Annotated in this window: 16 protein-coding genes, 1 rRNA gene and 1 riboswitch; of the genes, 6 read left to right on the forward strand and 11 right to left on the reverse strand. The window is 47.7% G+C overall.

The features are described 5' to 3' along the window. Window positions 1-31: 31 nt before the first annotated feature. The 8 genes from QF049_RS19820 to QF049_RS19855 all read right to left on the reverse strand — a co-directional run bounded on the left by QF049_RS19820 (window position 32) and on the right by QF049_RS19855 (window position 12,821). Window positions 32-1,585 (reverse strand): 16S ribosomal RNA (locus QF049_RS19820). A 768-nt stretch (window positions 1,586-2,353) separates the two neighbouring features. Next, entirely contained in the window at window positions 2,354-3,730 is a 1,377-nt protein-coding gene (locus QF049_RS19825) for an NCS2 family permease (RefSeq protein ID WP_307539969.1), read from the reverse strand. 171 nt (window positions 3,731-3,901) lie between these two features. After that, window positions 3,902-4,001, reverse strand: a riboswitch (purine riboswitch). A gap of 398 nt (window positions 4,002-4,399) precedes the next feature. Continuing rightward, entirely contained in the window at window positions 4,400-4,651 is a 252-nt protein-coding gene (locus QF049_RS19830; RefSeq protein ID WP_307539971.1) for a hypothetical protein, read from the reverse strand. 241 nt (window positions 4,652-4,892) lie between these two features. Continuing rightward, on the reverse strand, window positions 4,893-6,431 hold the full coding sequence (guaA, locus tag QF049_RS19835; protein ID WP_307539973.1) for a glutamine-hydrolyzing GMP synthase: 1,539 nt from the start codon (window positions 6,429-6,431) through the stop codon (window positions 4,893-4,895). 383 nt (window positions 6,432-6,814) lie between these two features. Further along, a complete protein-coding gene (locus QF049_RS19840) occupies window positions 6,815-9,178 on the reverse strand; it encodes a transglutaminase-like domain-containing protein (protein WP_307539975.1) in 2,364 nt (787 codons plus the stop codon). Next, window positions 9,165-10,430 carry a DUF58 domain-containing protein gene (locus QF049_RS19845; protein ID WP_307539977.1) on the reverse strand — a complete coding sequence of 422 codons (1,266 nt, stop codon included), beginning with the start codon at window positions 10,428-10,430 and terminating at the stop codon, window positions 9,165-9,167. Before QF049_RS19845 ends, QF049_RS19840 begins: the two co-directional genes overlap by 14 nt. Then, window positions 10,427-11,401, reverse strand: a complete 975-nt coding sequence (locus QF049_RS19850) for an AAA family ATPase (protein WP_307539979.1) — start codon at window positions 11,399-11,401, stop codon at window positions 10,427-10,429. The genes QF049_RS19845 and QF049_RS19850 overlap by 4 nt, the downstream gene beginning before the upstream one ends. A gap of 118 nt (window positions 11,402-11,519) precedes the next feature. Next, a complete protein-coding gene (locus QF049_RS19855) occupies window positions 11,520-12,821 on the reverse strand; it encodes a polysaccharide deacetylase family protein (RefSeq protein WP_307539981.1) in 1,302 nt (433 codons plus the stop codon). 240 nt (window positions 12,822-13,061) lie between these two features. On the opposite strand from QF049_RS19855, the gene QF049_RS19860 reads away from it, so the two are divergent. From QF049_RS19860 to QF049_RS19885, 6 genes are all read left to right on the forward strand, one after another. Then, the gene (locus QF049_RS19860) at window positions 13,062-13,706 is read left to right on the forward strand and encodes a DedA family protein (RefSeq protein WP_145326427.1); all 645 of its coding nucleotides are present in this window, start codon (window positions 13,062-13,064) and stop codon (window positions 13,704-13,706) included. A gap of 171 nt (window positions 13,707-13,877) precedes the next feature. Next, window positions 13,878-15,392 carry a spore germination protein gene (locus QF049_RS19865; RefSeq protein WP_307543345.1) on the forward strand — a complete coding sequence of 505 codons (1,515 nt, stop codon included), beginning with the start codon at window positions 13,878-13,880 and terminating at the stop codon, window positions 15,390-15,392. 20 nt (window positions 15,393-15,412) lie between these two features. Beyond that, window positions 15,413-16,615 carry a Ger(x)C family spore germination protein gene (locus QF049_RS19870; RefSeq protein ID WP_307539984.1) on the forward strand — a complete coding sequence of 401 codons (1,203 nt, stop codon included), beginning with the start codon at window positions 15,413-15,415 and terminating at the stop codon, window positions 16,613-16,615. A 7-nt stretch (window positions 16,616-16,622) separates the two neighbouring features. Then, on the forward strand, window positions 16,623-16,859 hold the full coding sequence (locus QF049_RS19875; RefSeq protein ID WP_307539986.1) for a hypothetical protein: 237 nt from the start codon (window positions 16,623-16,625) through the stop codon (window positions 16,857-16,859). A 19-nt stretch (window positions 16,860-16,878) separates the two neighbouring features. Next, window positions 16,879-17,988, forward strand: a complete 1,110-nt coding sequence (locus QF049_RS19880) for a GerAB/ArcD/ProY family transporter (RefSeq protein ID WP_307539988.1) — start codon at window positions 16,879-16,881, stop codon at window positions 17,986-17,988. Between the two features lie 42 nt (window positions 17,989-18,030). After that, complete coding sequence (locus QF049_RS19885; RefSeq protein WP_307539990.1) at window positions 18,031-19,152, forward strand: GerAB/ArcD/ProY family transporter; 1,122 nt, start codon at window positions 18,031-18,033, stop codon at window positions 19,150-19,152. 82 nt (window positions 19,153-19,234) lie between these two features. Here QF049_RS19885 and bcp read toward each other — a convergent pair whose 3' ends face one another. The 3 genes from bcp to QF049_RS19900 are packed head-to-tail and all read right to left on the reverse strand — an operon-like array spanning window position 19,235 to window position 21,329. Beyond that, the gene (gene bcp, locus QF049_RS19890) at window positions 19,235-19,699 is read right to left on the reverse strand and encodes a thioredoxin-dependent thiol peroxidase (protein WP_307539992.1); all 465 of its coding nucleotides are present in this window, start codon (window positions 19,697-19,699) and stop codon (window positions 19,235-19,237) included. 44 nt (window positions 19,700-19,743) lie between these two features. Next, complete coding sequence (locus QF049_RS19895; RefSeq protein WP_036614076.1) at window positions 19,744-20,529, reverse strand: ABC transporter permease; 786 nt, start codon at window positions 20,527-20,529, stop codon at window positions 19,744-19,746. A gap of 5 nt (window positions 20,530-20,534) precedes the next feature. Then, the gene (locus QF049_RS19900) at window positions 20,535-21,329 is read right to left on the reverse strand and encodes an ABC transporter permease (RefSeq protein ID WP_062837592.1); all 795 of its coding nucleotides are present in this window, start codon (window positions 21,327-21,329) and stop codon (window positions 20,535-20,537) included. Window position 21,330 lies beyond the last annotated feature (1 nt).

Consider the following 21,330-nt stretch of genomic DNA (forward strand, 5'->3'; position numbering starts at 1 on the left):
TGTTTCCGTTGCAGGAAACGATTCTCCATAGAAAGGAGGTGATCCAGCCGCACCTTCCGATACGGCTACCTTGTTACGACTTCACCCCAATCATCTATCCCACCTTCGGCGGCTGGCTCCTTGCGGTTACCCCACCGACTTCGGGTGTTATAAACTCTCGTGGTGTGACGGGCGGTGTGTACAAGACCCGGGAACGTATTCACCGCGGCATGCTGATCCGCGATTACTAGCAATTCCGACTTCATGCAGGCGAGTTGCAGCCTGCAATCCGAACTGAGACCGGCTTTGTTGGGATTGGCTCCATCTCGCGATTTCGCAGCCCGTTGTACCGGCCATTGTAGTACGTGTGTAGCCCAGGTCATAAGGGGCATGATGATTTGACGTCATCCCCACCTTCCTCCGGTTTGTCACCGGCAGTCTATCTAGAGTGCCCACCCGAAGTGCTGGCAACTAAATATAAGGGTTGCGCTCGTTGCGGGACTTAACCCAACATCTCACGACACGAGCTGACGACAACCATGCACCACCTGTCTCCTCTGTCCCGAAGGAAAGATACATCTCTGTACCGGTCAGAGGGATGTCAAGACCTGGTAAGGTTCTTCGCGTTGCTTCGAATTAAACCACATACTCCACTGCTTGTGGCGGGTCCCCGTCAATTCCTTTGAGTTTCAGTCTTGCGACCGTACTCCCCAGGCGGAGTGCTTAATGTGTTAACTTCGGCACCAAGGGTATCGAAACCCCTAACACCTAGCACTCATCGTTTACGGCGTGGACTACCAGGGTATCTAATCCTGTTTGCTCCCCACGCTTTCGCGCCTCAGCGTCAGTTACAGCCCAGAGAGTCGCCTTCGCCACTGGTGTTCCTCCACATATCTACGCATTTCACCGCTACACGTGGAATTCCACTCTCCTCTTCTGCACTCAAGTCACCCAGTTTCCAGTGCGATCCGGGGTTGAGCCCCGGGATTAAACACCAGACTTAAATGACCGCCTGCGCGCGCTTTACGCCCAATAATTCCGGACAACGCTTGCCCCCTACGTATTACCGCGGCTGCTGGCACGTAGTTAGCCGGGGCTTTCTTCTCAGGTACCGTCACCTTGAGAGCAGTTACTCTCCCAAGCGTTCTTCCCTGGCAACAGAGCTTTACGATCCGAAAACCTTCATCACTCACGCGGCATTGCTCCGTCAGGCTTTCGCCCATTGCGGAAGATTCCCTACTGCTGCCTCCCGTAGGAGTCTGGGCCGTGTCTCAGTCCCAGTGTGGCCGATCACCCTCTCAGGTCGGCTACGCATCGTCGCCTTGGTGAGCCGTTACCCCACCAACTAGCTAATGCGCCGCAGGCCCATCCCCAAGTGACAGATTGCTCCGTCTTTCCAGTTTCCTTCAGGCGAAGGAAACAATTATTCGGTATTAGCTACCGTTTCCGGTAGTTGTCCCAAACTTGAGGGCAGGTTGCCTACGTGTTACTCACCCGTCCGCCGCTAAGTATCAAGGAAGCAAGCTTCCTATCAACTCCGCTCGACTTGCATGTATTAGGCATGCCGCCAGCGTTCGTCCTGAGCCAGGATCAAACTCTCCAATAAAGTATTGAAAAGAGCGATAAGCTCATTTTGAATCTGACGAGATTAAAAATCTCATTTGTGCTCCAGTCGATCCAAGCCAAAGGCTTGTTTCAAACTTTTGCGTTCATTCTGCAAGCAGAATGTTTACTCACTCGTTGTTCAGTTTTCAAAGATCAAACTTGTTTCATTACCGAATGTCGTTCTCTTCAGCAACTCTTATATAATATCATGTCCGAACCCATTTTGCAAGCTCTTTTTTTTAAGTTTCTTTCGAAGCTTATTTCATTTGCTTGCCGCACCGTGTATCTCGTGTTTTTTTGGCCGGAAATATAATATACCATGTACAGTTATGGAACGCAAGTCTTTTTTCGATAAACAATAAATTCTTATAAATGAGTACTCTGTAGACCTTTTACAAGTATCTCCTTATAGCCGGCCAAATGATACATCTGCGCACTAACTTTAATAATCAGAGTAATTAACTTACATACGCAAAAAGTTTTTCATATGATCCCTGATCCAATTAAAGAGAAACACATGTTGTATACAGTACAGACTCATTATAGAAACTTATTAACCGATGATTTCATTGGATAAACAACCAACAAATCATAGATCATTATATTCATTCCTTCTATATAGAAGGAAAACATTTCTGAGATTCATTTTACTCAAGAAAAGAAAACAAAAAAAAGCGAAAGCTCCGGGTTTAAATCCCGCGGCTTCCGCTTCTTTCATATATAAGGTAACAAACTTATCTCCGTATTCTTCATTAAACCTAATGTACGCTTACTCCCCGCCAATAAATACGTATCGGCAAACTACAATGAGCGCCAAGATCCACATAAGCCAGTGAATTTTCACTTTACGCTCTGTAACCAAGTTACTAAACACCGCCAGAATCACATAAGATACGATACCTGCGGAGATCCCGTTTGCGATTCCACCTGTGAAAGGCATCAATACAATGGTAAGGAACGCGGGGAAAGCTTGCAGGAAATTATCCCACTCGATGCTACGCACTTGACTCATCATAAGCACACCCACGATGATCAATGCCGGAGCCGTCGCAGCGGATGGAACAACCAGCGCAAGCGGAGCGATAAACAGAGCCAAAATGAACAGCAAACCTGTGGTTACCGAAGTCAGTCCTGTACGTCCACCCGCCTCAACGCCTGAAGCACTTTCAACGTATGCCGTAATTGTACTTGTACCCAGTGCAGCACCTGCGCTGACACCAACTGCATCGACGAGCATCGCTTTACCGATCGTTTTCTCGCCTTTTTTCTTATCCTTCATAATCCCCATACGTGTTGCAGTACCTACCATGGTACCAAACGTGTCGAACAATTCAACGAAGGTGAAGATGAAGATGATCTCGAACAATCCGAGACTGATGGCACCTTTCAAATCTAGCTGTCCAACCGCCAGATCACTGAAATTAGGCAACCAGCTTGCACCTGAAAGACCACCCAAATTCGTAACTCCCATTGGAATACCAATCAGCGTTGTTACTACGATCCCGATCAACAGAGCACCTTTAACGCGCATAACCATCAGTATAGCAATAAGAAGCAAACCAATCAGAGCCAGCAATGCATCGTGATGTGTTACAAAGTTGCCCAATGACAGGTTAAAACTGCTACCTGGAATCGGCTGACTCAGATCTGCGTCTGGTGCAACATTAACTGTTACCGCAACTAGATTAGCAAGTTTGAAACCGATGATCGTAATAAAGAGACCGATACCAACCGTAATGGCCATTTTGATCGACTGTGGCACTGCAACAAGCAGCATTTGCCGAATCTTTGTCACGGTTAAAATAATAAACACAATACCGGAAAGGAATACCGCTCCGAGAGCAGCCTGCCAAGTAATCGCCCCATTCGAACTTAGAACGACAGTCATGAAGTACGCATTCAATCCCATACCTGGTGCAAGCGCGATCGGAATATTTACGAACAATCCCATAATAATAGTCATTAATCCGGCGCCGACGGCTGTTGCAAAGAATACTGCATTATCCGACATCCCCGCACCGGCTTGTCCCAAGAACAACGTATTCACAAAAAGAATGTAAGCCATTGTCATAAACGTAGTGAGACCCGCAACAATCTCCGTTCTAACGTTTGTTCCGTTTTCTTTTAATTTAAAGAAACGATCCATAATTACTAACTCCCCCTTAGAGATGTTGAAGCCATATTGAAAAACGACAAATGACCCTGATGAAGATTCTTCACCCAGGGTTCAGCTGACAAGGAGTGGCATGATGCCTTTACTAAGAACAAAAAAAATTCTAATGTGCGTGATGTCCCCGCAATCATGTAGAATTCATGTGCTTAGCCTTCTCCTCTTCGTAGCCAGATCATTAGGGTGATCTCGTAGAGACTCCCGGGCCAATCCCCAGGATTATACGAATAAGTATGCGCTATTTGTTTGTTTCCCATCACTATTTTAGGAGGGCAGTATGTTTTTGTCAATGAAAACGAATATTAATCTCACCCTTGTATAATATCGTTCGTATTATTTAACAGATTGAACCAGTTCAGCGGTTTACAACCCAATTGTATGCGCTTTTTTCGGTGAAATCTCAATGGGATATGTCCATTCTTTCAGGCTGAAAGTTCCGCAGAATAACATAAAAAGCTAACCTGATCAAAGAGCAGAAACGCTCTAATCAGGCTAGCTTATGTTTCTGATGCGTTTTAGCAATCAGGTGAATGACGATCTAGGAATAACGATGTCTCGTATTCCGAAGGCATATACTCATTAGGTATATGGAGCAATTTGCGACATGTTCCAGAGCATTTTTTTGCCGGATCAGTCCTATGTTAATTATATCTCTGTCTGCGGAGTATCCTGTATCTCTTGTTGTTCCTGATTTGCGTTCGTTGTTGAGTCAGAGGATAACTCCTGGTTTCTGGTCTGATCGGAAGAAGCATCCGCTGCCTCTAAGTTCACAAATGGAAAGTCCCCAGAACCGGAAGCCAGGTCTTGCATACCTGAACCGCATCCTGCCAGCATCACCATCAGAAACGCACTTCCAATGCCCATCTTCCATTTGCTCATATAGTCGGTTTTACGCATACATTCAATTCTCCTTTCAGTAGCCATATAGCTCTTAGTATGTACTTATTGTACAGGCTGGACCTGAAAGGATCATGAAGTGAACTTTAAAATGGGATTAATTTTGAGAGTTTATTACTAGGAGAACAGTCCCCTGATAAAAGTTTTAACCATAATATTTGCAATAAAAAACTCCCTTCTATCTGCGATAGGACGCAGATAAAAGGGAGCTTTTTTTAATCCATTGTTACAGTTGTATATCCTACTCCCACTCGATCGTTGCAGGTGGTTTGGATGTTACGTCATAGACGATACGGTTTACGTTATCGACTTCGTTAACGATCCGTACTGAGATTTTCTCCAGCACATCCCAAGGGATACGTGCCCAGTCAGCAGTCATACCGTCGATGGACGTTACGGCACGAATACCTACAGTGTAGGAATACGTACGCGCATCACCCATTACGCCTACACTCTTCATGTTCGGCAGGGCTGTGAAGTATTGCCAGATCTCACGATCAAGGCCAGCTTTGATAATTTCTTCACGCAGAATGTAATCCGAATCACGAACAATTTTGAGCTTGTCCTCTGTTACTTCGCCAAGCACACGAATCGCGAGACCCGGACCTGGGAAAGGCTGACGGTGCACAATTTCGTCCGGCAGGCCACACTCGGTACCTACTTTACGTACTTCATCCTTGAACAATGTGCTCAGTGGCTCAATCAGTTTGAAGTTCATATCCTCAGGCAGACCGCCCACGTTGTGGTGAGATTTGATGGTCTGTGCAGTCGCTGTACCACTTTCCACGATGTCTGTGTACAGTGTACCTTGCGCAAGGAATGCAAAATCATCGAACTGCTTGGACTCTTCGTCAAATACGTAAATAAACTCGTTACCGATGATTTTACGTTTTTGTTCTGGATCATCCACGCCAGCCAGTTTGGACATGAAGCGCTCTTGTGCATCAATTTTGACAACTTTCATGTCGAATTTGCCGACAAATGTCTCCATTACACTTTCTGCTTCGCCTTTGCGCAGCAGACCGTGGTCGATAAACATACATGTCAGTTGATCACCAATTGCTTTGTGAAGTAATGCAGCTACAACAGAAGAATCCACGCCGCCACTGAGCGCACACAGTACTTTACTGTCGCCAACTTTTTCACGAATGTCTTTGATGGTGTCATCGATGAATGTCTCCATCGTCCAGTTGCCCTCGCAACCACAGATTTCGAACAGGAAGTTACGAATCATGTCGTTACCACGAACAGAGTGACGTACCTCCGGATGGAACTGAACAGCATACAATTTACGCTCATCGTCACTCATGGCAGCGATTGGCGCACTTTCCGTGCCTGCATCCAGTTTGAAACCCGGAGGAAGTGTAACCACGTGGTCACCGTGACTCATCCATACCGTATGTTCACCTTCAATGCCTTTTGCCAGTGTAGATCCAGCGGCAAACTCAAGGTCTGCTTTACCGTACTCTCGCTTCTCGGAACGTTCTACTTTACCTTCGAGCTGTTGGGCCATAAGCTGCATTCCGTAGCAGATCCCGAAGATTGGCAAGCCCAGGTCATAGACACCTGGGTCCACGTGTGGAGCATTCTCAGCGTATACGCTGGACGGGCCACCCGAAAATACGATTCCTTTTGGTGCCATTTCTGCGATCTTTTCCGCCGGTGTGTTATACGGCAAAAGCTCGCTGTATACGCCAAGATCCCGGATTCTTCTGGCGATTAACTGATTGTATTGACCCCCGAAGTCAAGGACAACTACAATTTCATTCTGTTTATTCATAACCGTGCCTCCCTCAATTCAATGAAACTAATTATACGCAACGACAAAACATACCGTCAAGGAAAGGCGAAACTCCTTTTTTCGACATATCAAAACAGGATTACCAAATGCCTCTAAATATGAAATTTCGAATAGAAAAGCTTGGCAGCAAGATGCTGGTTCAAGTGGTTGATCGTGGAAAGACGCCTCGTTCTCAGCATAGCGAGAAAGGCGTCTTTTGTATGGCTTGCAACGATAAATCAAACGTTGCATTTAAAAACAGTGCGTCAGCCAATGGTGATCTTCATCTGCCCACAAATCGCCAAGCTCTATTGGAGAGCGATAGCGATTGTTTCCGCAGGTGCTTCGCATCTTTTTTGGTGTAACGTTGTAACATCCTTGTGTTACAACGCCTGCAACCGCCGGGCCAAACGAAGTGCCCGGCGCAGGAAGTCCAGACTGTCCGCGCGCAGCGGACGGTCCGGCCCATACAGCAGCCGTTCCCAGTCGGCTGCAAACCGCGCGATGTCCGCGCCGTCCGCGCCTGCGGCCAAAGCTGGTGACGCTGCATATTCACGCAGCGTCATACCAGGCGGCCGCGGGCCGTACCGGCGCGCGAGCGCGGCCCAGACCGGAGCGGCGGCACCCAGCAGCCGCTCGCGGTCCGGAAAGCTGCTGCGCGGCCACGCCAGCAGCAGCCCTAACCGCAGCGCGGGGCGTAGCCGCCGCATGCGGACCAGAGCAGCGGCGCCCAGCAGGGCCGCTGCCACAAGGGCTGCCGCGAGCAATGGCTCCGCGGCAATGGCCCGTGCGCGGGCGAGCAGCCATGCGCCCGCGTTAGCCAATCCGCCGCTCATATACGGCGGATTCTCCGCAACAGGCTGTGGTTCGGCGAGCGCTGCGACACTTTCGCCCGCGCCTTGCGCCATGGTGAAGCCTGGCGTGGCCTCAAACGGCATCCAGCCTGCACCCGGAAAATACACTTCTACCCAGGAATGTGCATCTCCCTGTGAAATCACATACTGACTGGGCACATCTGGGTCAGCAACTCCGGGGCCAAAACCTTTAACCCAGCGTGCGGGGATACCTTCCGAACGAAGTAACACAATCATAGCTGTGGAGAAATGATTGCAATACCCTTGCCGGGTGACGAATAAAAAATCGTCCACAAAATCTGTTCCTCGCGGTGGCATACGGGTATCCAACGTATACTCGGCATGAGCAGCCAGATAAGTCTTTACAGCTTGCACAGCGTCATACCGGGTCTCGCTGCCTTGAATGATTTCCTTGGCAAGCGTCTGCACTCGACCGGGGAGTGATGCAGGCAATTGCAGATAGGTCCTCCGAATGGCTGCCGGATCTTTCCCTTTATTCGTTTCCTCAAGCAGACGTAACTGTTCAGCTGTTGCGACAGGAACCATGACGTCTGCCGAATAATGTTTAACCATCTTATCGTTTCCGGAGCCTGCGAGCCACAATGTTGCCGAATCGCGATTAGACAGCAAAGAAAACATGTTTTCCTGATTATCCTTGTTCTTATCCTGGAACGATACGTTGACCGGTATGCCCCCGGTAAAGAGTGGATTTGGTCCTTTCCACTCTCGCTGCATCGTGACAGTTTGGCGAATGCGACTCCAATAGGTTGGATTCTCCCAACCATCAGCACGCAGCATTCCGGATGGACTTGCCGTTTCAAAGCTCTGACCCGGGTCACTCCAAGTACTACCGTTATAATATGAACGGGTCTCCCCTCGCCAATACGTCACTTCCGGACTCTTTGCTATAAAAAAGATGGAATTCCCCGGCACCAACGGCGCTCCCATAGGCGCGTCCGCTGTACTATATCCCGTGACCGCTGTTGCAGCAGGGATACTACTGTGCTGTGTATAACCTGCCCAGCGAGCTATGCGTTCACCCATCTGTTCCAGAGATATGCGTTCCGGTTGAGGAATGGAAGCAAACTGGCCAGGTACCGCTGAGAAAAGCACAATACCTGCAGAAGCAACGATAGTTACTGCACTCCAGCGGCCATAGGGGCTGCCTCGATAACTCGGAGTAGTGACTCCTGCATTGAGACGTAATAGCTGGAGCAGAGCCTGAATAATAAAAGTCCATAGGACAGACCGTATTACAGAAGCATACACATCCAGCCCCGCAAAAGATTCAAGCAAAAGCAAATAGAGCAGTGTTGCACTGCCAAACAGCATAACGCTTCGACGTAAGAATACGAGGGATTGCACAGAAGCCATGAGCATGCTCCAGCCGCACATCATGAACAACCCTCTCGTTTCTGTACTAATCGAGTGGAATCGCCAGTTATTTATAAAAGTGTCCATATCCGCTGAAAATATTCCCGGATAAGCGACCGCCCAACGGGCAGGATCACTTCCTCCGTACATCAAACATAAAGCAGCGAGTGCAATGAATAATCGGATCAGTACCCCGGTGATCCATCCTGTACGAATTAACCCCGCGAGCAACAATGCTCCCGTTAATCCCGCCATTACGGACAAGAACCGTTCACTGCCCTGCTGATCTGATGATGTAACAGGATATATCCACTCCAGAGACAGTATAAGTAAAATGGCCGAAATAAAAATTTTGTACAGGACAGGTACGCTAACATATCCCTCATCCTTTATATCCGTCACAGAATTCTGGTTCGCAGCTTGATGTACAGAATAGGCCAATTCCATTCTCGTACGGGCCGTTGACTCTAAGTCGGCCATAGTGGAATTGGGTTGCTGGTTACCATTACGCTCCCACATCCGTTACCTCCACCTTTCCCAATGAAGATAACGCAACGTCTGTAACTGCGTGGATCGGCACCCCACTGTGACGAAGCCTCTCCAAACTTAAGCTGTCATATCCCAATCCATTCATCAATCTATCCGTTGATCCTAATTGGTCCTGGTTCGCTTCAGTCAATTGCACCTCTACACGATAACCCGACCCTATTGCAGTTATGATCCATTCGGCCAGAACCGGGTCCATCTTGCCTGTGAGAACCAAAATTCGCGACCCTCTTGCCAGTCCATCCAGCATCTCCGTTCGGAGCGAAACAGAGCCTGATTGTGCTTTGGATATTCGCGCTCCCGCTAGCTTGTCCAGTCCATGATTCTCATCATCTGCATGGAACGGCCCATGTTGCCATTGATCTTGTTCATCATAGCTCTTATCGCCGCCTTCCATCCACAGATGATAAGGAATGTCATCCTGCTCAGCGGTATGAATCCAGCGGGCAGCTGCACGAACCACTCGTTCAAAAGCAGGTGCATCCATGTTCTCCCGTTGTTTTACGTCATACCCCGACGCGCCCTCATACACAAGGATACCCAGTGAGGCAAGATCCGTGGTATCGGGCAGAAAGGTCTGAAGTTTTCCCGTTTTGGCTGTACTTTTCCAATGAACTCGTCCCAGTGGGTCACCCTGCTGATATTCACGAAACTCAGGGCTACGGTTTCCCTGGCTATTTCTTCGCTCCGACAGAGTCCCTTCGATCATCGCTGCGAATTCTATCGAATCACCCTTCCCCCAAGCCGTTGCTTGAGGAACAACAATCAGGGGTGTACCTCCTGCGGTCTCTGCGGAGAGGGTATTCCAGCCAAACATATCCCCCCAGTACAATCTGCCCGTATCCCATCTGTAGACTCCTCTGCGTAACCCAGAACATTCATATTGATAGGAAAATTGTCGCCGTGTTCCCGGGAAAATCAATTTGCGATGAACACCTGCAGGTGTGTTCTCACACAAAACGATCCATAACAATGGAATACGGCAATTGAATTCCAGCTCCACCAGAACCCGTACCTGCTCGCCTGCCTGAATCCGGTTCGCGTGTATTTTCCGACGGATGTGAATACGCCGTGGTCTGAACCAATGGAGAAGCAGACCTCCTGTGAACATCAAGAAAGCTATAACGGATAGAAACAACGCCGCTTTGCCCCCATGCCACTGATACAAGGAAGCAAAAGCCACCACCAAGACAGCACTCACAATCCGTTGTCCCAGCGCAGTCATTGCCTCCGTCCCCTTCCCTGTGATGTCATTTGTACAGGTACCGGGACCGATGACAATGCTTCTTCAATGACTTGTACTTGCCCCCAAACCTCCGCTCTGTTCTGGGCCTTCAATTGAATACGGTGGGAAAGGACAGGAACAGCTACCTCTTTCACATCATCCGGAATGACATAACTGCGTCCTTGAAGATAGGCAAATGACTGCGCCGCAGCCATCCAGGCCAGTGTTCCACGCGGACTGATGCCCAGTCTGACCGCCGGAAGGCTGCGAGAGGCTACAGCTACGGCCACCAGATACTGTTTGACGACGGGATCAACATGTACCTGTTTGACTTCACGCTGCATGGCTACGACCTCTTCAGCAAGCAGGACAGGGCGAAGTTCATCAAGCGCTTCTCTACTTTGCATGCGGGTTAACAATTCCAATTCCTGTTCCGGATCGGGATACCCCAGTCCAATTCTCATGATAAATCGATCCAGCTGCGCTTCAGGCAGACGGTACGTACCCTCAAACTGTAACGGGTTCTGTGTCGCCAGCAAAAAGAACGGGCGTGGCAAGGCGTAGGTTGTGCCATCAACCGTAATACGTCGTTCCTCCATTGCCTCCAGCAGGGCAGACTGAGTGCGTGGTGAAGCTCGATTTATTTCATCGGCCAGGACGATGTTGGACATGACAGGTCCGGGCCGAAACTTGAATTCAGCTGTATGTGGATTATAGATTGAGGTACCCGTAACATCTGCCGGCATGACATCAGACGTGAATTGAATCCGGCCCATGGAGCAATCCAGCGCAGAAGCAACAGCACGAACCAGCATCGTTTTCCCCGTACCGGGCACATCTTCCAGAAGCACATGACCTCCACTGAGCATTGCAGTGAGGACATAACGAATCTCTGTTTTTTTGCCAATAATCACACTCTCAACACGCTTCATGACCCTGTTTAACAATTCAACAGCATGTTCATGTTCCATTCGGATATAAGACATTTCTCCTGATCTCCTTCCGTTCATCAGCATTCCTGAACCATAGTAATCTATGATTCATTGTTGCCCGGAAGTAGAGAGAATAGTCCTGCAAGAATGACTTTCTTCAGATCATTTTATACTTAAATATGTTATTCATTGCCGAAATGGATCTGGAAGCGCCCGCCTTTACCGTCCACTCTGCTTCATTACTGGTTAAGGAATTCACCCTCAATCCCATCTGCTCCAGTAACTCACGTAATGGAACCCAGATGGTTCCACCATGACTCTGTACTGCCCCCGTTTCAATTGCCCCTATTGTTGTCAGTGTTCCGCTCACACTGTCTGCATGAATCGTTCTTTCTTTCCATACTGCTATGGCTGTCCTTGTTTCAGAGTCCCAGCGAGTGCTGCCCCCGAATTTTTTCATAAAAGTACGCAAAGGCACCATGATTCGCTGACCCTCCATGCGGAACTCACCCGGTTGCAAGGTAGCCGCAGCCAATCCCACCTCTACCTTCAGCTTCTTGTTTGCAAGCCATAACGTCGCGTTCGCTTCTACATGCTCTGCGATCCAGGCCTTTCCCGGCGCCTTGCGGGCCTTATACTTACCATCTGGATGTACACGGAATTGAACTGGTTGATCTGTACTCTTTATGGTGTCAAAACGATATCCATGATCACGATAATATTTGATAATACCCGGAAGTGCTTTTACCGTTTCAGCATGTGCACCACCGTCATGCATCAGGACAATGACCGAACGTGCTCCCGCAGGTACTTTGGTCGAATTGCTGAGGATCTCTTTGGCCGGAACACCTTTACGCTTGGAATCCCCACTGTCGACGTTCCAGTCCATGACGGTGTATCCACCCAGTTGGAGCAAATCAAAATAACTCTGGTCAAAATGCCCGTAGGTACCGCCTGGTGCCCGCACCAGATTCGGACGGAAACCGGTTATACGCTCCAGCACTTCCTCTGTCTGCTTGATCTGTTTCCAGAACACTTTAAAATCACTGTACAATTGTTCGTATTGATGATTAAACGTATGATTGCCCAAAGCATGTCCATCCTCCACAAGCCCCCGGATTAACTCCGGATAACGCTCTGCCTGCTCACCCAGCACAAAAAATGTAGCCAAAACCTTCTCCTTACGCAAAATATCCAATACTTCACGGGTATGGTTACCCGGTCCATCGTCAAAACTCAGATAGACTACCTTGTCTTGAGTATTCTTATCTTCCGAGATTGGATCACCTGAGCCGGAAGCAGAAGATGCATAAGCCGTGCCTGCATATACAGCAAATGAACATAACAATATCGCAATTCGCACGAGAATGACATACCATTGTCCAGATAAAAACATATGTATGGTTGTTGCAGAGTTTCCCCCTAATTCCTTGATTCTGAATTCCGGTCTCTGTACCATTTACGAATCGACCTCCACCGTCTCTAGTAATTTGCTGATAGACTTCAGCAGATTTGTTAGAATTATATGGAGCATACATTGAAAAAAGACGTGATTTTGTTTAATATTTTTTCACAATTTGCTATCTAGCCTGATTGATTCTTCGCTTCAGATTAGGTAGCATAATGGACAGGCAGAACACATTAAAACACCTTGGAGAGTATTCATGCTCCCACCCCGTATTCAGGAGAGTGAAATCTATTGGAATTGCTTGAGAAGATCCAACATCTGTTTGGGTCCTACGGATACAGCGTATTGTTTTTTGGCTTGTTGCTTGAATTCATCGCACTTCCCTTTCCTGGTGAAACAACGATGGCTTACGCAGGGTTTCTCTCCTACAAGGGGCATCTCGACTTTGGAATCCTCACCATACTGGCTTTTCTGGGAACAACGATTGGCATGACAATCACTTATTTTATTGGAGCCAAAGCAGGACTGCCCTTTATAACACGATACGGAAAATGGTTTCTGCTGAAGCAGGACAAACTCGATAAAACGCAAAAGTGGTTTGCCAAGTATGGTAATGCCTTAATCTTCATCGGTTATTTCATTCCGGGTGTAAGGCATTTCACCGGATATTTTGCGGGCATAGCTGCTGTTCCCTTTCGCAAATTCGCTCTCTACGCCTATTCAGGCGCGCTGTTCTGGGTCGTGCTATTTCTGGGCATTGGCAAAATATTTGGCCCCCAGTGGAATGCCGTATTCCATCTGGCTCATCAATATGCAGCATATATCGTGGGAGGAATCGGCCTGTTACTCATCGTGGCTGTGCTTTACCGTTACCGCAAAGCATGGGCAGCAAGATCCGTATCCAAGCCTGCCCCTGTTCGACAAAGACAAAAGTAAATTCAAACGAACGTCTATCGATAATTTCAAGTAAGGAGCTGCGTGTCATCGCGGTTCCTTTTTTTTGCGTTATCCATACGGAAGGAGCAGGCTTCATTCCTTTTTGTGATAATCCGAATTCATCCAGGTCATACTAACTTGCAAATATAGGATGTATAAGGAGGATACATGATGAGTGCATCGGTACAGGACGATCAAGATCCGAAGAGAATCTCTCCAGATCTGAATGAAAATACTACGTACTGCAAGCAAGTAATGGGACACAGTAATGACTTGATGATTCGTCCACTGCAATGTTTGCATAAATGGCCTGCCGTCATGCTGTACATTGATGGAATGGTCGATGTACAAATTCTAAATCACTCCATCATGGAATCCTTATTACATAAACGTGATCTTCCTGATTTTTCAGCGGATGATGAACATCTGAGTTACCTCCAAAATGATGTTCTGATCGCAAGTGATGTCTTGGTCGTCGATGATATGGATGAAGTGCTGAATGCCCTGCTGTCGGGATCAGCTATCTTACTGCTTGAAGGATCTGTACGAGGATTGAAAATTGGCGCAGCAGGCTGGGAAGACCGCTCTGTTGGTGAACCCATCTCACAAACCGTTGTGCGTGGCCCCATGGAAGGTTTTAATGAGAATTTGCGTACGAATACGGCATTGATTCGAAAGCGAATTCGCGATCCTCACCTCTGGATTGAAGAAAGGGAAATCGGACGAGTCACCAAGACAAGGGTTGCGGTGTTGTATCTGGAACATACGGTTGATCCGGAAGTAGTGAAAGAACTCCAAAGCAGGCTCGATAAGATCGACATTGATAGCATTCTGGAAAGCGGATATATTGAGGAACTCGTGCAAGACAAAACGGGGACGATCTTTCCTACCGTGTACAACAGCGAACGTCCAGATACGGTGTCGGCAGCCTTGCTGGAAGGCCGGGTCGCCATCATTGTTGACGGTACTCCTTTTGTACTGCTTGTTCCTGCTTTATTCGTCCATTTCTTTCAGTCTCCCGAGGATTATTATCAGCGGGCCGACATCAGCACCTTGATTCGCCTGATTCGTTATCTGGCCTTTTTTATCGCTTTGCTCGCTCCGTCCTTTTATATTGCCATCTCCACCTTTCATCAGGAAATGCTGCCAACCAACCTGCTTATCAGTCTGGCCGCTCAGCGGGAAGGCGTCCCCTTCCCTGCGTTTATTGAGGCCATTTTAATGGAACTGACCTATGAAATTTTGCGGGAAGCAGGCATACGGATCCCAAAAACAGTCGGTCAGGCTGTTTCCATTGTCGGTACGCTTGTTATTGGTCAAGCCGCGGTAGATGCAGGAGTTGTGTCCGCGGCCATGGTCATTATCGTTTCCATCACGGCCATATCCAGCTATGTTATTCCAGAGAATGGATTATCCATCTCCGTTCGGATTCTTCGTTTCGTATTGATGGTTCTGGCGGCGGCCTTTGGGCTCTACGGAATTCTGATCGTTCTGCTGATCACCGTAACCCACCTCTGCAGCTTGCGTTCCTTCGGCGTGTCGTATATGTCCCCCTTCGCACCTTTCATACAGAAAGATCTGAAGGATACCCTCTTCCGTGTTCCATGGTCCCGGATGAAGACCCGTCCACTGTCTACGGGTACACCGAACGAAACCAGACAGTCCAACCAAAAAACAAAGCGTTAATTCAGCAGGGAGAATAAGTGATGAACAAATGCTTACGGTTAATTTTATCCATTACCGTTCTTTTCCCTCTCCTTACCGGATGTTGGGACCGCCACGAATTAAACGAACTCGGCATCATGCTGGGTCTCGGTGTGGACAAGGATGGCGACAAGGTTAAGGTGAGCGCACAGGTCGTGGTTCCAAATGAAGTATCCTCCAAGTCAGGAGGAGGCAAAGGAACACCTGTAACTCAATATCAGGCATCGGCAGATACGCTGTTTGAAGCCATTCAGAAGCTGACCGAGACAAGCCCTCGCCGCATCTTCATGTCACATGTCCGAGTACTCATATTCGGAGAGGAATATGCACGTAAAGATGGTATTTATGATGTGGTAGAAGCGCTAATGCGCGAACCGACCGCCCGGCCCGACTATTACGTTATGGTTGCACGGAACACAACAGCTTCCAAAGTGTTAGATGTGCTTACTCCGCTGGATAATATTCCAGCAGAAAAGTTGTTTAATTCTCTGGATTTATCCTACAAAACGTGGTCACCAACGACGACCGTAACCGGGGATCAATTAATGGATTACTTGTTAACTCCCGGTATTCAGCCTGTTATAACCGGGGTAGAGGTTGTCGGTAATCAGGATAAGAGTGGAAATAATGAAAATATAGCGACCATCAAGTCCCCTAGCAGCCTGCATACCACAGGACTGAGTTTATTCAAAAAAGATAAGCTGATTGGCTGGCTAACGGAGGATGAATCCAAAGGTTATAACTATATCCGAGACAATGTGGCATCCACTGTCAACCATTTGCCTTGCCGGAAAGACGGAAATGTGACTTTCAAGGCACTTCGTACAACTACAAAACGCAAAGCCAAAATCGTTGGCGGTCAACCTGTAATTAACATCAAACTCAAAAATGTATCCTCTATCGGTGCAGTGGAATGTGGCATCAAAATCGGTTCGATGAAAACGATCAGGGAACTGGAAAAGGACAGTGAGGAGTATCTTGTGGAGTTGATGCAAAATTCCGTGAATTCGGTACGACGAAAATACCATACGGATATTTTCGGATTTGGGCAGGAAGTGTATCATGCCGATCCCAAACTTTTCAAAAATATGGAAAAGGATTGGGATAAATATTTCGAAAATCTGGATGTTCGGTACGAAGCCAATGTGCAGATTAAACGTGTAGGTACACTGGATGATTCGTTCAAGAATGAATTGAAGGAGTGAGACAGAAATGTTAATTACACTTATAGTCATCGTGATCGGGGGAATTATTGGGTGGTTCGATCTCCCTGGTCTCATTCGTCGCAAGGAGTGGAAAGAAACGGCCGTGTACAGCGGGATGCTTCTCACGGCAACTGTGTTCAGCGTTATCGCCGCAAACTTATGGGAATTTCCAAGTCCACTCTATATCATCATGTGGATCTATGAGCCTGTAAATCAATTCTTGGCACACTTGACCGGAACTTAGGAAAAAGGAGAGGGACTTTATGCTTGAACAGGGTCGTCTTGGAACAAGACAATTGACCACCCTCACCTTCATGATGGTAGTTGGGGACATGATGCTGATCTACCCCTCGGTTATTACGTCCTATGCCAAGCAAGATTCATGGATATGCGCTCTCGTAGGGGTTCCCCTGGGGATGGCTCTGCTGGCCATGATCCTGAAGTTATGCAGCATGCACCCAGATAAAAATCTGGTACAGATAGCACGAAGCATTCTGGGATTTTGGCCTGGCACTCTCCTTTCCTGCTTTTACCTATACTTTTTTATTATCGGGGCATCCACACACACCCGAGAAGTCGGGGATTTTATGACTTCCCAAATATTCCAATATACTCCTGCTCGCATTATCATCCTGATGTTTGTTATCACGATAGGTTGGGGAGTATTCCACGGTCTGGAAACGATAGGAAGAAGCAGTGAATTGCTGATGCCTGTCGTTATCGTGTTTATTATTGTTCTGACATTCTGTCTGCTTCCACAGGTGGATGCCAGCCATTTGGAACCCGTGAGTGATACAGGCATCGTATCCATCTTGCAAGGCACCCTCGTGAGCATCATATATCCGATAGGTGAAGTCATTCCCATCATGATGCTTCTGCCCTACACTGCCAAACAGGCTCATCAGACACGGGACATACTTGTGGCAGCAGGGCTTGGCAATCTGTTACTGGCGACGCTGGTTACCATTTCCCTTCTCGTTTTGGGAGCCTTCCTTACGCAACATAATATCTACGTTTCCTTCGTTTTGTCACAGAAGATCAGTATCGCAGGTTTTTTTGAACGGATAGAAGCCGTTATGGCTTCTTCATGGCTCATATCTACGTATTTCAAGGCAATAGTGTACCTTTACGCCTTTGTTGTCGGATGTGCAGAACTGTTTAAACTCAAGCACTATCGGATGCTCATTTTGCCTGCATCCATGCTTGTATTTGGTTTAGCCAATTTGGTCGCGCCCAGCCTGACTTTTATCGTAATCACCATTGTTCCTTACTGGGTAGATTGGGATACCACAGTAAGCATTATTTTTCCAGGGATGTTGTTGTTAATCCATATGTTCAAGATGCGTTGGAAAACCTCCAGACTTTCGGGGTAATAGCAAGACCCGTGTCGAGCATAAAGAAGGAGTTTGCGGCCCATGTTAATCAAAGATAACATTACCATTCGGCAGTTTGCACTGCTGACCTTCCTTGTCATGGTTGGGGATATGATTCTGATGTATCCCTCGCTCGTCACCGCTTTCGGCAAGCAGGATGCATGGATCTGCTCCCTACTTGCTCAGCCCATTGGTTTATTCATCATGTGGATTCTATACAAACTTCATCAAACGCATCCGGAGCTTTCTCTTATTGAAATCTGCCACAAATTACTGGGGCCATGGGCAGGATCCATACTATCAGCTGGTTATCTGTTCTATTTCGCCATAGGCGCTGCCATATGCATCCGTGAGGTCGGTGACTTTATGACAACGCAGATCTACCTTCAAACCCCCATTCGTGTCATTCTGATTATGATCATATGCTCCATCCTCTGGGGGCTCTTGCATGGTTTGTCTACTATAGGTGGAAGTAGTGAACTGCTCACTCCTATCGTTGTTGTCTTTATGATTCTACTATTCCTGGGCCTTCTGCCCCAAGTAAACAGTTCACACCTGCAGCCATACCTGAATACTCCCTGGCTGCACCTTGTTGAGGCAGTCATTAGGGGGGCATTTACTTCCTTTGGTGAACTCATTGTTATTACGATGATTCTCCCTTATGTGAAGCAGGGGCCTCACATCAAACGAGACATGTTGCTCGCCACCCTTGCCGGAGGGCTATTACTGAGCCTGTTACTGCTCATCTCTCTCATGGTTGTTGGCCCCATCCTGACTCAGCATAACATCTATATCTCCTATATCCTGGCCCAAAAAATTAATATAGGAAACTTCTTTGAACGTATTGAAGCCTTGATGGCCATAGCCTGGTTAATTGCTACTTATTACAAAAGTTTGCTGTACATGTTCGCTTTTGTTGTGGGAACAGCCCAATTATTTCGCTTAAAGACATACAAGCCGCTTATTCTGCCTTCAGCGATGTTGTTATTCGCGCTAGCTATTCTGGTTGCTCCTAATGTCATTTTCTACACCAACACCATCATGCCTGCATGGGTGGACTGGGATGTGACTGTCAGTTTTATCATCCCCCTGTCCCTGTTACTCGTTCATCGGATTCGTTATGGCAAGAAAAATCAGCGAGCAAAGAAACGAGTACCCACATAAAAAGGCTGTGTTCACGGGATCTCCCGCAAACACAGCCTTTAATGATATGAAGGACATTCCTCCTCATGGAGAAAACAGAGGATTACATGTCCTGCAAAGCCTCCAGCGCAGCTTCAATATGTCCTTTGACCCGTACCTTCGACCATTCCTTCATCAGAATCCCCTCTTCGTCGATTAGAAAAGTGGAGCGCACAATACCCATGTATTCCTTGCCATACATCTTCTTGAGCTGCCACACACCATATTGCTCGGCAACCTGATGTTCTTCGTCGGACAACAGGATGAACGGCAAGCCGTATTTTGCAATGAATTTGTCATGCTGCTTCATTGGATCCGTACTGATTCCCAGAATAACCGTATTCAGCTCCTGAAACACCTCATGCCGATCACGAAAATCACATGCCTGCTGCGTACAGGACGAAGTCATATCCTTGGGGTAAAAATAAAGCAGTACCCGCTGTCCGCGGTAATCCGAAAGCTTTACCGATTCTCCCGTACTGGACGGAAGCTCAAAATCCGGTGCCAATTCGCCTACATTTAACGTCATGTCAGTTCCTCCCTAATCTCCCCATGAATTGCTACAGGGCGTTATTATGAACCTGCTCCGCGATACCGCTTCACGCCAAAATTCCACAAAAGCAAGCCCATGGAGCCAAACACCAATCCCATCACAGGTGTAAGCAGCGCCATGCGATGCATCTCGGACCTTTCCAGGAACAAGGCTGCGGGATAGATCCCCACGAAGGCAAACGGAATGATCCAGGTTAACAGCACCTGAATGGCACGGTTATAGATCGTTACCGGGTATCGTCCATATCCTTGGATGTTATACATCAACGGCAGGATACCTGTTGGCGCGTCCGAATAAAAGGATAGTGAAGTCAATGTGGTATAGATGCCGGCATAGATCATGACTGAGCTGAGTGCCAAAATAATCAATGCAGGGATATGCCACCATTCCAGCATTAATCCCATCTCTGCTCCACTGAAGATCATGATGATCAGGCCGATAAACGAGCCCACGAGTGCAGGCGGATCTACATTTTCAAGCAAGATCTGGAACAGGTTATGTGCAGGACGTGTCAGGATCCGATCCATCTCACCTTTGACGATGTACCGCTCACTGAATCCCCACAGATTGATAAAACAACTGAAGATGCCATAGGGCACCATAAAATATCCATAAACAAAGAGCACTTCACTCTCACTCCAGCCGCCCAGGTTATCCGTGTGGCGAAAGACCACAAAAATAAAGATCAGGTTGGTTGCCTGGAACAGCAGATCCGATAGGATCTCCACCCAGAAATCGGCACGGTACGTGAGTCGTGTTTTCATGTAATTCTTCAAATATTCCCAGATCAGACCCATATAGTACATATCTGTTATCCCCCTTGCACGAACAGACGCTTGCGCGCCTTACGCCAGATCAATACCATCGGAAGCAGTAACACGGCAAACCAGAACACCTGAATACCGAGTACATTCCAGATGGCGGTACCTTCCACTCTTCCAGTGAACACGGAACCGGGCAGATACGTAATGGCCTGAAAAGGCAATACTTTCATCACCGCGGACATCCAGCCTGGATACAGGCTGATCGGGATGATTAGACCAGAGAACAAATCAACCACGACGCGTTTCATACGCATCATGCCTTCATTGTTTTCCACAAAGAATGCCGCTAGTCCCGTTATCACATTAATCTGGGAATTAATGAGGAAACTGAAGAACAGCATGACGAGAAAGCCAATCCAGGCCGATGGCGCCGTAGGCAATTCAACCGGGAACAGCAGAATGGCGATGAGCATCCCCGGAATCATGAGGAGCAGGAAGCGGAAGATACCTTCCCCAAGCCCTTGCATCATTTTGACCATAACGTAATTGATCGGCCTGATGAATTGAATCGCAATGGAGCCATCCCGTATATCTGCGGCAATCTCCCGGTCCAGGTTGTTAAAGTAAAACGCACGTGCCATCCAGGATACAGCGATGTAAGTGGTCATCTGCGCTGCCGTGAAGCCGCCCAGTTCACCACTGCTACCGTAAATGGCTTGCCAGGTAAAGTAATACACGCCGATATTCAGCGTATATATCAAAATGCCGGAGTAATAATTCACCCGGTATGCCAGCATCGTTAAAAAACGGATGCGCATAAAATCAATAAATGCACTATTCATC

It is taken from the genome of Paenibacillus sp. W4I10 (genome assembly GCF_030816325.1).
Lineage (GTDB): Bacteria > Bacillota > Bacilli > Paenibacillales > Paenibacillaceae > Paenibacillus > Paenibacillus amylolyticus_B.

Bases quoted from the DNA above. Each gene is read 5' to 3' on its own strand.
- QF049_RS19825 (WP_307539969.1), bottom strand. From the start codon at position 3,730: ATGGATCGTTTCTTTAAATTAAAAGAAAACGGAACAAACGTTAGAACG.
- QF049_RS19830 (WP_307539971.1), bottom strand. From the start codon at position 4,651: ATGCGTAAAACCGACTATATGAGCAAATGGAAGATGGGCATTGGAAGT.
- guaA (WP_307539973.1), bottom strand. From the start codon at position 6,431: ATGAATAAACAGAATGAAATTGTAGTTGTCCTTGACTTCGGGGGTCAA.
- QF049_RS19840 (WP_307539975.1), bottom strand. From the start codon at position 9,178: ATGTGGGAGCGTAATGGTAACCAGCAACCCAATTCCACTATGGCCGAC.
- QF049_RS19845 (WP_307539977.1), bottom strand. From the start codon at position 10,430: ATGACTGCGCTGGGACAACGGATTGTGAGTGCTGTCTTGGTGGTGGCT.
- QF049_RS19850 (WP_307539979.1), bottom strand. From the start codon at position 11,401: ATGGAACATGAACATGCTGTTGAATTGTTAAACAGGGTCATGAAGCGT.
- QF049_RS19855 (WP_307539981.1), bottom strand. From the start codon at position 12,821: ATGGTACAGAGACCGGAATTCAGAATCAAGGAATTAGGGGGAAACTCT.
- QF049_RS19865 (WP_307543345.1), top strand. From the start codon at position 13,878: ATGAGTGCATCGGTACAGGACGATCAAGATCCGAAGAGAATCTCTCCA.
- QF049_RS19870 (WP_307539984.1), top strand. From the start codon at position 15,413: ATGAACAAATGCTTACGGTTAATTTTATCCATTACCGTTCTTTTCCCT.
- QF049_RS19875 (WP_307539986.1), top strand. From the start codon at position 16,623: ATGTTAATTACACTTATAGTCATCGTGATCGGGGGAATTATTGGGTGG.
- QF049_RS19880 (WP_307539988.1), top strand. From the start codon at position 16,879: ATGCTTGAACAGGGTCGTCTTGGAACAAGACAATTGACCACCCTCACC.
- QF049_RS19885 (WP_307539990.1), top strand. From the start codon at position 18,031: ATGTTAATCAAAGATAACATTACCATTCGGCAGTTTGCACTGCTGACC.
- bcp (WP_307539992.1), bottom strand. From the start codon at position 19,699: ATGACGTTAAATGTAGGCGAATTGGCACCGGATTTTGAGCTTCCGTCC.
- QF049_RS19895 (WP_036614076.1), bottom strand. From the start codon at position 20,529: ATGTACTATATGGGTCTGATCTGGGAATATTTGAAGAATTACATGAAA.
- QF049_RS19900 (WP_062837592.1), bottom strand. From the start codon at position 21,329: ATGAATAGTGCATTTATTGATTTTATGCGCATCCGTTTTTTAACGATG.